8 protein-coding genes are annotated in these 10,430 nt (G+C 31.0%); 6 read left to right on the top strand and 2 right to left on the bottom strand.

The features are described from left to right. Positions 1–34 precede the first annotated feature (34 nt). From Q1B05_RS09855 to Q1B05_RS09845, 3 genes are all read left to right on the top strand, one after another. The gene (locus Q1B05_RS09855; RefSeq protein WP_299780156.1) at positions 35–3,052 is read left to right on the top strand and encodes a tetratricopeptide repeat protein; all 3,018 of its coding nucleotides are present in this window, start codon (positions 35–37) and stop codon (positions 3,050–3,052) included. A gap of 24 nt (positions 3,053–3,076) precedes the next feature. Next, positions 3,077–4,822 (top strand): TonB-dependent receptor, encoded by a 1,746-nt coding sequence (locus tag Q1B05_RS09850; protein ID WP_299780154.1) that lies wholly within the window; start codon positions 3,077–3,079, stop codon positions 4,820–4,822. A gap of 157 nt (positions 4,823–4,979) precedes the next feature. After that, positions 4,980–5,513 carry a hypothetical protein gene (locus Q1B05_RS09845; RefSeq protein ID WP_299780152.1) on the top strand — a complete coding sequence of 178 codons (534 nt, stop codon included), beginning with the start codon at positions 4,980–4,982 and terminating at the stop codon, positions 5,511–5,513. On the opposite strand, the gene Q1B05_RS09840 is transcribed toward Q1B05_RS09845, so the two are convergent. Continuing rightward, positions 5,491–6,207, bottom strand: coding sequence for a class I SAM-dependent methyltransferase (locus tag Q1B05_RS09840; protein ID WP_299780150.1), 717 nt, complete (start codon positions 6,205–6,207; stop codon positions 5,491–5,493). The genes Q1B05_RS09845 and Q1B05_RS09840 overlap by 23 nt on opposite strands. A 69-nt stretch (positions 6,208–6,276) precedes the next feature. On the opposite strand from Q1B05_RS09840, the gene Q1B05_RS09835 reads away from it, so the two are divergent. Together Q1B05_RS09835 and Q1B05_RS09830 are read left to right on the top strand one after the other, a co-directional pair. After that, positions 6,277–6,768 (top strand): YkgJ family cysteine cluster protein, encoded by a 492-nt coding sequence (locus tag Q1B05_RS09835; protein WP_299780148.1) that lies wholly within the window; start codon positions 6,277–6,279, stop codon positions 6,766–6,768. A 3-nt stretch (positions 6,769–6,771) separates the two neighbouring features. Then, a complete protein-coding gene (locus tag Q1B05_RS09830) occupies positions 6,772–7,674 on the top strand; it encodes a hypothetical protein (protein ID WP_299780146.1) in 903 nt (300 codons plus the stop codon). A gap of 98 nt (positions 7,675–7,772) precedes the next feature. Here Q1B05_RS09830 and Q1B05_RS09825 read toward each other — a convergent pair whose 3' ends face one another. Then, the gene (locus tag Q1B05_RS09825) at positions 7,773–8,996 is read right to left on the bottom strand and encodes a DUF1343 domain-containing protein (RefSeq protein WP_299780144.1); all 1,224 of its coding nucleotides are present in this window, start codon (positions 8,994–8,996) and stop codon (positions 7,773–7,775) included. Positions 8,997–9,005: 9 nt separating this feature from the next. Between Q1B05_RS09825 and Q1B05_RS09820 the strand changes: the two genes are divergently transcribed. Further along, entirely contained in the window at positions 9,006–10,241 is a 1,236-nt protein-coding gene (locus Q1B05_RS09820; RefSeq protein ID WP_299780464.1) for an FtsX-like permease family protein, read from the top strand. The last annotated feature ends 189 nt before the right edge of the window (positions 10,242–10,430 follow it).

Genomic DNA, 10,430 nt, shown 5'->3' with positions numbered 1-10,430 from the left:
AAATTATCTTTGATTTAAATAAAACTTAAGGTTAATGACTAGAAGTAAAATTGTATTATTTTTATTAGCAATTGTTGTGAGCGGTCATATGCTGGCACAGCAAACAGCAATTTATACAAACGATCAGGCAGATTATTTAAAAGCACTGTCTTTATATAATAGTAAACAGTATTTAGCGGCTCAGAATATATTTACAAGTATACAAAAGAAAACCAATGAAGAGGTCATGAAATCGGAATGTGCATATTACATTGCGAGTGCTGCTATTCGATTAAATCAAATTAAAGCAGACGATTTGGTTGAAGAATTTGTGTCTGAATATCCTACTAGTCCGAAACGAAATTCTGCCTATATAGATGTTGCAGATTTCTATTTTAAAGGCGGAAAGTATGCGCGTGCTAAAAAATGGTACGACCGTGTAGACGAGCGTGCACTAACAGTACTTGAAAAAGATAGATATAATTTTAATAAAGGTTACACTGCTTTTGTAACTAAAAATTATAATAACGCAAGAAAGTATTTAGCAAAAGTAGAAAACTCCAGTACTTACGGTGCGCAAGCCAAATATTATATTGGTTATATGGCATACGATAGCGACGATGTTAAGGAAGCAAACCAGTATTTTGATCAGGTAAAAGACCAAGAGAAATACAGAGAAAAAATGTCTTATTATAAGGCCGATTTAAATTTTAAATTAGGAAATTTTCAGCAAGCTATAGCCTTAGCTAAAGAACAAATACCGTATAGTAGCAGAGAAGAAGAATCTGAATTAAATAAAATAGTTGGAGAAAGCTATTTCAACTTAGGAAATTACAGTGAAGCGATACCGTATTTAACATTATATGAAGGTAAAAGAGGAAAGTGGAGTAACACCGATTATTATCTATTAGGATATGCCTACTATAAACAAGCTGACTATGAAAGTGCCATTTCCGAGTTTAGTAAAATAATTAGTGGAGCAAATAGTGTTGCACAAAATGCATATTATCATTTAGGCGAAAGTTATATTCGTTTGGGTAAAAAAACAGAAGCTTTAAATGCTTTTAGAAATGCTTCACAAATGGATTTTGTTCCAAAAATTAAAGAAGACGCAACTTATAATTATGCTAAAATTAGTTACGAAACAGGAAATCCATACGAGTCTGTTCCCTCTGTTTTATCAGGATATTTAACTGCTTATCCAGAAACGGCTCATCGTGCAGAAATAGAAGGTTTGTTAGTCGATTCTTATATTACATCTAAAAATTACACAGAAGCTTTAAAAATATTAGAAAGTAAAAAAGATGTGGCAAGTAAAGAAGCTTACCAAAAAGTAGCTTTTTATAGAGGATTAGAGTTGTTAAGAGACGAAAAATATAAAGAAGCATCAGACTTTTTCGATCTTGCTTTAAAAGAGCAAGTAAATCCAGAATACACTGCTCGTGCTAATTTTTGGAAAGGAGAAAGTAATTATAATTTAAATAATTATAACGATGCTATTTTAGATTTTAAAACATTCTTACAGTTTTCTGTAACTACTAACGAGGAAAGTAAAGAAGTCGATTATAATTTAGGCTACGCCTATTTTAAAGAAAAAGCATATACTCAAGCTACAGAACATTTTAGAACTTTTACTCAAAATTATAACGAAGATCAGGTGAAATTAAATGATGCCTATTTACGTTTAGGAGATAGTTATTTTGTTTCTAGTAATTATGATAGTGCAATTAAGGCGTATGATTCGGCTATTAAATTAGATCAAATAGAATCGGACTATGCTGCGTTTCAAAAAGCGATTAGTTATGGTTATGTTGGGAATTCTAAAACAAAAATTTCAGAATTAGAGCATTTTCTAGATGCTTATCCTAAATCTAAATTGCGAGACGATGCGATGTATGAATTAGGAAATTCATACACAAAATTAAATCAGAACGATAAAGCAGTAAGTATGTATAATAGGTTGAGTACAGAATATAGAATGAGCTCGTTAACACCTAAGGCTATGCTTCGTGAAGGATTAATTTTCTACAATGATAATAAAAATGAAGGTGCGTTAGCCCGTTTTGAAACCGTTGCTACAAATTATCCAGGCACACCAGAAGCGATTCAAGCAGTAGCTACATCGCGTTTAATTTATATAGATCTGGGTAAAGTAGATACCTATGCGACTTGGGTAAAAACCTTAGATTATGTAAGTGTTACAGATGCCGATTTAGATAACTCTACGTATGAAGCTGCCGAGAAAAAATATTTAGATAACAATACAGATGAGGCAATAAAACAATTTAACGGATATTTAAATCAGTTTAAAAAAGGCTTACATGCCAGAGAAGCACACTTTTATTTAGCACAATTGTATTATAAAAAAGGATTGAAAGCAAATGCAGCACCACATTATAAGTATGTTGCAGATGCACCAAGAAGTGAGTTTACTGAGGAAGCATTAATGCATTTATCTCAAAGTTATCTTGATGGAAAGAGTTGGATAGATGCTATTCCTGTGTTAGAGCGTTTAGAGGCAGAAGCCGCTTTCCCTCAGAATGTAATTTTTGCACAATCTAATTTAATGAAAGCAAATTATCAGTTAAGTAAATATAAAAGTGCAGTGAGTTATGCTAATAAAGTTTTAGAAAATAAAACCATTGATAATAAAATTAAGAGCGATGCTCATATTATTATAGCAAGATCTGCATTTAACTCTAACGATCTAGAGATTGCAAAAGAAGCCTACGAAGAAGTAAGTAAAGTAGCAACAGGAGAAACTGCAGCAGAAGCTTTATTTTATAACGCCTATTTTAAACATCAAGACGGAGATTATGAAGGTTCTAATGTTGCTGTTCAGCGTTTAGCAAAAGATTATTCAAGCTATAAATATTTTAGTGCAAAAGGCTTAATTGTAATGGCCATGAATTATAAAGAATTAGGAGATGCCTTTCAAGCAACTTATATCCTTGAAAGTGTAATTGAAAATTTCAAAACGTATAACGATGTTTATTCCGAAGCGAATAAGCAGCTTACAGAAATTAAGAAAGAACAGGCTAAAACCAATTCTTCAGTACAAACCCAAAATTAAACTTGTAATAAATCTACTTATATCATGTATAAGACATTTCAATATATATTAACATCTTTTATACTTCTCTTTAGTGTTACTTTTATGTATTCGCAGGAAAAAGACACTATTAAAACAGATGTTATTAATGTGGTTAAACCATACACCCCAACTATTTCAGATGCATTTAAAATAAAAACAACTCCTACTTTAGACGATAATGCTACAACAACAAAAAAGACTGTAGATTATGATATTCTTTCGGTTCCTGTGGCTTCAACTTTTATTCCTACAAAAGGTAAAGCAGCTATGGTAGAACGTGAAAAACCAGAATTATTTTATGAAAACTATTTTACACTAGGTTATGGATCTTACGGAGATTTAATCTCAGAATTATATGTCACTAAAGAATTTAATCGTATAGGATCTTTTGGAGCTAGAATAACGCAAGAGATGTCTAATGGAGGTATAGAAGATAAGGTTCTAGATAATTCATTTACAAATACAAACGTTGAATTAGAATACATTAAACGACAAAGAGATATTACGTGGAGTATTAAAGGAGGTTTAGAACGTCAGAAATACAATTGGTATGGTGTAGAAAATCGTTATGAAAATGCCACAAACGATAATATATCAGTAAGTCATAATTTTTATGATTTATATGCCATTGGAGATGTCGCTTTTGATTATACCTATGTTAAATCAGGTAGTTTAACATTAAGACGTTTTTACGATGAATTTGAATCAGGAGAAAGTCTTTTAAAATTTAAAGGGAAAGTAGATTTGCCTATAATGGATGAAGAAATTACAACCGATGTAAGACTGGAATATTTAAAAGGTCATGCTGGGGAAGCATATGTTTTTCCTAATGCCGCAGCAGAATATGGAAACTTATTATTTGGAGTGTCACCATCTTATCAATTACGTCGCGACAACTTAACTTTAAATATAGGGGCTTCTGCATATTATATGCTTGGAATGAATGATACAGAGAGCAACCTATATGTGTTTCCAAATATTACAGGATCTTTTAGAATTGTAGACGATGTTGTTATTGCTTATGGTGGTTTAACAGGAGATGTTATTCAGAATACATATCGTGATTTTACTCAGTCTAATCAGTTCTTATCACCTACCATTAATGTAAAACCTACAGATAATAGTTTTAATGCCTATGCCGGTATGTTAGGAAAATTTACAAACGATATTGGTTATAATGTTAAATTAGGATATACTTCTGAAAATGATAAGGCTTTATTTAGAAAAAATACATTTGCCGCAAGCGGAACAACTATGACTAGTGCTGTTTCTTCTTTTAAATACGGAAATTCATTTATGGTAGTTTATGATAATATTAAAACCATTCAAGCATTGGTTGAAGTAAATGTCGAGATGAATAGAAACTTAAAAATGGGACTACGTGCAGAGTATATGAATTACAACACACAGTTTGAAGAAGAAGCCTGGAATTTACCAAATATAAAAGCATCTGTTTTCGGAGATTATATGTCTGATGATAGTTGGTTTGCGGGGGCGAAAATTTTCTACGTAGGCGAACGTAAAGATTTAAATGTACTAACAGGAGATAATGTTGTAACTCCAGATGCCGTTATTAGCTTAGATGGTTATGTAGATATTAATTTTAATGCAGGTTATAATTTTAGTAATAGATTTACAGTGTTTTTAAACCTGAATAATGTTGCAGGAGATAGTTACGAGCGTTGGAGTAATTATAATGTTCAGGGCTTTCAGGTGTTAGGAGGAGCAACTTATAAATTCGACTTTTAAAAAGAAAATAAAATACGTTTAACAAAAAGCATCCTTTTGGATGCTTTTTTTGTTTTTACATTATAAAGACTTTATCACTCTAATTTAAAAGTCAGGTTTGTGGTTTTTTAGTATATTTAATTCGTTAAAAAACTAACCCTAATTAAATGCTATCCCTATGAAATTAATGCTATCTTTTTGTATTAGCTTATTGTGTTCTATCTCTGTTTTTTCACAAACAAACACCTATTCAGAAGCCGCAGCACAATGCCTTAAAAGCAATGGAACCTATGCGTATTACGAAACTATTTACGAATCTTGTTTCAAACAAATGCAAGATCAATATGCTAAATTAGATATCCCTGAAGAAACTTGGGCTGAATTAAAAACAGTGAAGCCAGAAGCTATGCAAGCTGTAAATAGCAGATTAGTTTCTGCGTATTCAGATTTCTTCACGCTTGAAGATATTCAAAGTATGAATGCATTATACAACTCTCATGCTGGGCAAACGATGATTAATAATCCGAATGCCTTGACTAAAAAGGATAAAAAACAAATCGATACGTTTTATAAAACAACAACAGGAAAGAAGATAGTTAATTCTCAATCCGGTATGAAAGAAAAAATGCAAGTCATTTCAGATTTCTGGTGTGGCGATATGTATAAATCTGTGAACGAAAAATTAGAAGCTAAAGGTTTTTCTGTTCGCTAACGGTTAGCTTTGCTAGATAGTCAAAATGGTCGCCTTCTTGTATGTTTTCACAATTTAAACCTACAGTAAGGCAGGCTGTTTTTAAGGTTTCAAAATCTAAATACAACCAAGTTAAAGGTTCTTCTTTTTTTCCTTTATAACTTAAATAGTAATGAAGCTCGCCATAGTAATTGGCATTGGTGTCAATCCAGAATCCACCGTCTTCATCTTCATACATATATTGAATGTCTGAAGAATCTATTAAAATTTGTCCGTTGGGTTTTAAAAGTGATTTTAAATGCGATAAATATTTCGTTACATAACTTAATTTCTGAAAAATTCCTGTACCATTCATTAATAGTAAAACAGTATCAAATTGTTCGGTTTCATCTAAAATAGAAGCAACCTTTACGTGATTTAAACCACGACTTTTACACACCGAAATAGCGCCTTCAGAAATATCAATAGATTTAAGAGTAAATCCTTTCTCTTGAAGATATAAACTATGTCCTCCAGCACCACAACCAACATCTAAAACATGACCTTTAGCTAGCTTTAAAGCCTTTTGTTCTAGTTTAGGCATGTCTTTATATTCTCGAAATAAATAAGGAATAGGGAGAGTGTCTTCGTCCGAAATATTGGTTGAGGTTATTATATCTTCGGTGTAATTACCGTTTTGGTAATCTAAAAGTGCTTGTCCTAAAAGGTCTTTCATAATAAATGGCGTCGATTTTATTCGTGGTCTAAAAAATGATTTATTTTAATTAAATTGTATTTTTGTTAAATGCAAGATATTTTAAAAAATCTGCCTAAAGAGGCCAAAGATAAGCATAACGAGAATACTAACTTTTTTAAAAAATTAAAAAAGAAACCGCCAAAGCAATTAGACTATATTATGCAAGAATTGCATGATACCGAATTTAAACGTACAGATTGTTTAGAATGTGCAAATTGTTGTAAAACGACAGGGCCGTTGTTTACAGATAAAGATGTGGAGCGTATTTCTAAGCATTTTAAGATGAAACCACAGCGTTTTATTGAGCAGTTTTTACGTATAGACGAAGATAACGATTATGTATTACAAAGTGTGCCATGTACATTTTTAGGTACCGATAATTATTGTTCTATTTATGAGGTTAGACCAAAAGCTTGTCGAGAATTTCCGCATACCGATAGAAAAAAGTTTCAACAAATTTCTAATCTTACTTTAAAAAATGTTGCTATTTGTCCTGCCGCTTTTAATATAGTAGAAGAAATGAAAAAACGTATTAAATAGCCTATGAACAGATTTTTATTCTTTATTTTATTAAGTTTTTCGTTTAGCATTAGTTCTGCTCAAGAATGGATGACAAATTTGGAAGTAGCAGAACGCTTGGCTTTAACTCAAAATAAATTATTAGTCGTAGTTTGGGAAGATGCATATAATAATGGCATTGCTGCATCTATAAACAATGGAAACCAACATGATGTATATCTAGAGAATATCTTTTCTGAACCCATTATAGATAGTTTAATGTGGGAGCATTTTGTTCCTGTAGTACTTAGTGAGGATAATTATTCTAGACTTTATGATAAAATAGATAAAAGATCTGTTAATTATATTAATACGTTTAATGATGACGGCCTAAAGATTATGGATGCAAATGGTAATATCTTAAATGTATCCAATAACAATTATCTTTTAAATCTGTCTGTTTTTATCTATAAGTATAGTATAGATACGTCTTTTTTGAAATCTGAAATACAAAATTATAAAGCGCATAAAGATTTTTATTCATCATTTTATTTATCAGCTAAATATATGGATTTTGCGTTTTTTGCAAGCTCTATTATACGACCAGAATTAGTCGGTTTAGCTTCGATATATTTAGATGAAGCTATTGAGTATTTAAAAAAAGAAAGTTTAGAAAATAAATCTGCGCTAAACCAAAGGGTAAAATTGTTAGACATCCAAAAGTTAATTCTTCTAAAAGAACCTAAAAAAGCCCTTAGAAAACTGAATAAAATTAAAGCTTCAGAAATAGAGAACGCAAATATTAATTTACGTTCGTTTCTGTACTTAGCATCTTATACTATGTTGCAAGACACAGAAAATATAGCTATTTGGGAGCCTAAAGTATTATTATGGGATAAGAAAAAGATGATGAGTTTAATATCTTCTAACTACAATAAAGATATATAAACTACTTTCTTTTAGTATGAGCTTATAATATGTTAGTATTTTAATTATATCCATATTAATTCTGGAAATATTAATAGTAGTATTTTATAGCATTTAAATTATTTATACAATACGTAATGTTTACGCATTTTCTTGTAGGTGTCTAATCCAGTTTTCCAAGATTGTTTAATTTCAGTGACGCTTAAATTACCTTCAATTTGTTTCTGAAGTTTTTTAGAACCTGCTAGTTTTGTGAAAAATGAATTGAAAAATTCTGTTTTATTTTCAGTTGCTTGATAGGCTTTTATTATATAAGCTAAATTAATCTGTTGGAGTTGTTTTTCTTCAGTTAAATCTACTCCATAACAAACTTTACCTTCGTGCTTCGGGTGTTTGGCTCCAGAATTTGGTTTAGGTGTATAACTAAAAGTCTGATTTTTTAAAAATGGAGATCCATATACTTGAAATTGTGTGTCCGTTCCACGACCAGCATTAACATTTGTCCCTTCAAAAAAACATAAACTCGGATATAAGTTTATAGATTGATCGTTTGGTAAATTAGGAGATGGTTTTATAGGTAAATGATATAAAGCATCGTGAGTGTAACCTTTCATTTCAATTACAGTTAAGTTACATTGTACACTATCTTTTAACCATTTTTGTCCGTTTATCATTTGTGCATATTCACCAATGGTCATTCCATGAACAATTGGCACAGGATGCATTCCAACAAAACTTTTGTATTCCATTTCTAAAATAGGGCCATCAATATAACGACCGTTTGGATTTGGACGATCTAAAATTAAAACAGGAATATTTTGTTCTGCTGCTGCCTCCATAATATAATGTAAGGTTGAAATATAAGTGTAAAAACGAGCACCAACATCTTGAATATCGAATATTAATAGGTCTATATTTTTAAGCTGTTCTGCTGTAGGTTTTTTGTTAGAACCATAAAGCGAAACTATAGGCAATTTTGTTTTGGCATCAATACCATCTTTAACAACTTCGCCAGCATCTGCAGTGCCACGAAAACCATGTTCTGGAGAAAAGACTTTGGTTACATTAACATCTAATTGTAAAAGTGAATCTACCAAATGCGTATGCGAGTTATCAGCTTTAAAAATAACGGAAGTCTGATTCGCTACAATACCAATCTTTTTCCCTTCTAAAAGCGGAAGGTAAGCCTCGGTTCTATTAGCTCCAATAATAATTGTACTGTCATTTTTAATGACTAAATTTTCTTGATTTAGATTTCCGGTAGAAGGGATTGCACGACAACCAAAAGAAATCATGATGAAAACCGATAATAAAACTGTATTTTTGAGGACATTTAAATGCATACCAATAATTTGAATTACGAATATTTTTTAGCTAAGCGCATAATAGGCAGTAAAGCGTATAAAAGTAGTGTTTCGGCACCAATAATAAAAATTGGAATCGCAGCAATTGCAATTGGTATTGTGGTGATGATGATTGCTATTGCAACTGGAATTGGTTTACAGCAAAAAATCAGGGACAAGGTTGTTGCTTTTAACGGCCATATTATAATTTCTAACTTCGATAGTAACAATTCTCAAGAGAGTGTTGTTCCTATTTCTACCCAACAAGATTTTTATCCAGAGTTTAATAGTATAGATGGTATTAATCACATTCAAGCCGTAGCGACAAAATTTGGTGTGATTAGAACAGCAACAGACTTTGAAGGAGTTATTTTAAAAGGTGTTGGTAAAGATTTTACTTGGAAATATTTTAAAGACTTTTTAATAGCAGGCAGACTCCCTGATTATACAAAAGACAGAAATGAGGACGTATTAATGTCGCAGTTTATTGCAAATAAAATGGGGTTTAAATTAGGCGATAAATTCAATACCTATTTTATTAAAGACGATACCAATAAACCACCAAGTATTATTACATATACCATTGTAGGAATTTATAATTCGGGCTTTCAAGAATTTGATGCGTCTTATATTATTGGAGATATTAGACATGTTCAACGTTTAAATAAATGGGACAATACCCAAATTGGAAATTTTGAAGTGTTTATAGATGATTTTGATCGTGTTCAGGAAATTGGTACGGAAGTCTATAAAAACACGCCTCCAACCTTAAATACGCAAACTATAGTAGATAAATTCTATTCTATTTTCGAGTGGATTAAGATTTTCGATAATAATATTTATGCCATTATTGGGATCATGATTTTGGTTGCAGGTATTAATATGATTACGGCTTTACTGGTTCTTATTTTAGAGCGCACACAAATGATTGGTGTTTTAAAAGCTTTAGGAAGTAATAATTGGAGTATTAGAAAACTATTTTTGTTTAATGCGTCTTACTTAATTATTTTAGGTTTATTCTGGGGTAATATCATTGGTTTAGGATTATTGTTTGCACAGAAATATTTAAAACTTTTCCCTTTAGATCCAAGTATTTATTATGTAACAGAAGCACCTGTTTACATCAACCTTAATTATATTATTGCACTTAATGTAGGGACATTTGTATTGTGTTTAGTAATGCTTTTAGTGCCATCTTATATTATCACTAAAATTTCTCCTGTAAAAGCGATGCGTTTCGAGTAGGTTTTACTGTATCGTTATCTAGTTTGTTTTTTGTTTTCAAATAGAATCATTTCAGATTTTCGACTAAAAAATCTTTAACTTCTTATGTGTTTAATTGACATGTAGAGGTTTTTACGGTTTTTCCGTAATGCAAAATTGTAAATATCTTTATTTTAAGAAAAACTTACATTTCTTTAACAAAATAGAATT

Source organism: uncultured Formosa sp. (assembly GCF_947500765.1).
Classification (GTDB): Bacteria; Bacteroidota; Bacteroidia; order Flavobacteriales; family Flavobacteriaceae; genus Formosa.
The sequence above is the reverse complement of the archived record's forward strand: the minus strand, read 5'-3'. Positions and strand labels throughout refer to the sequence as shown.